This window comes from Gemmatimonadales bacterium (assembly GCA_030697825.1).
Classification (GTDB): Bacteria; Gemmatimonadota; Gemmatimonadetes; order Gemmatimonadales; family JACORV01; genus JACORV01.
This window is the reverse complement of the sequence record JAUYOW010000188.1, coordinates 1-1,428: the sequence shown is the minus strand read 5'-3', so window position 1 is coordinate 1,428 and position 1,428 is coordinate 1. Positions and strand designations below refer to the sequence as shown.

The window sequence follows — 1,428 nt, the reverse complement described above, 5'->3', positions numbered from 1 at the left end:
GCCGGCCGGGTCCTTCGTATGGTGCACGACACCGTTCGAGCACACAAAATCAAACCGCCTGGTCCACGCGCTCGGCATGGCGATGACCGATCCCCGCACGAACTCCACGGCGCCGGCCAGCGCCAAGCGTACCCAGCGCTGCCGGGCTTCCCGGATCGCCCGCGCGCTGATATCGACGCCCACTGCGCGCGCCGCGCCGAGCCTCGCCATCGCCATCGTGTACCGCCCGCTGCCGCAGCCAGCGTCAAGGCACTCCGCGCCCCGCAGAAACTCCAGCGACACACGGTTGAGCGTGAAGCGCTCCGCGAAGAGGTCGACGGTGCGCAAAAACGCCTGGTCATCGTAATGCGCCCAGCACTGGCTGTACAGTTCCGCCACCACGGCCTCGGGATCGCGCTCGGCCGCTGGCCGTGACCGCCCACCTCGTCCCGGAAGTGTCGCGGCCACGAGCCGTTCCACCGCGTGCAGCCGCGCGCTGAACGCGGCGCGATCAAACGGCGCGTCTTCGCACCGCAGGGCGTCGAACGCCGAGTAGAGGCTGTGCGCGACGCTCAGCCGCAGCGCCGGGTCCAGGCCGGCCGGGTCGCGCGTGGCGACCGCGCGCGCCAGACGGCGCAGGCGCGTCACGAACGCCTTCAAGGTCATGGTGGCTCCTGTGCTCATGCGGTCAGCTCCCGTTGCATCTGGCGGTGATATTCGGCCGCGAGCAGCTCGGCGAGACGGAACCCGATCCGCTCGCGGTACCCGGCGCCGGCGCCCTCGTGCGTGTCCACCATCGCGAAGAGGTCTTGCAGCGGAATCAGACCGATGTTCTGCCCGTAGAACCGGCCGGCGAGGAGGTTCTCTGCGCGGGTGATGGCCACGAGCCCGCTCGTGTCGCGGAAAAACGGCCGGCGGACCTTGCGCGGGACATCGATCGTCTCGCCGGCCTCGCGCGGCCGGCCCGCCTCATCCAGGGTCCAGTAGCTGTGGATTTCCGGGTACGCCACGAACGCGGAATCCACGCGCTGCGCCAGCGCCGTGTCGATGACGAGGTCGATCAGGCCGCGCGGCCGGAACGGATGGGTGATCTCCAGCTTGACGACCCATTCGGCGTCGTACCCTTCGGTGGTCCGCAGCCACTCGACGCAGTGACGCAGGACATCGGTGACCGACGCTTTCGGCGCGCTCAAATGCGGCGGCCGCAGGAACGGCACGTCCGCGCCATAGCTGCGGCAGACATCCGCCACCGTTTGGCCGTCCGTGGACACGATCACGCGGTCCACGCGGCGGGCATCCTGGGCCGCGCTCAGCGTGTACTCCAGGAGCGACCGCCCACCCAACAGCGGGTCCGGGGTGTCCCGGAATTCTTCATCCGAGCCGCGAATCGGCACGATGGCAATGATGCGCTCAGCCATGGAGAGCGTCCTCCGGCACCGCCGCGGCCGT

Annotated in this window: 2 protein-coding genes; both read right to left on the bottom strand. The window is 69.7% G+C overall.

Going from position 1 to position 1,428, the window contains the following annotated elements; genetic code table 11:
* A partial coding sequence (locus Q8Q85_10190) for a methyltransferase domain-containing protein (protein ID MDP3774622.1) occupies nucleotides 1–645 on the bottom strand: 645 nt, incomplete at its 3' end.
* Nucleotides 646–659: 14 nt separating this feature from the next.
* Entirely contained in the window at nucleotides 660–1,397 is a 738-nt protein-coding gene (locus Q8Q85_10185; GenBank protein MDP3774621.1) for a hypothetical protein, read from the bottom strand.
* Nucleotides 1,398–1,428 lie beyond the last annotated feature (31 nt).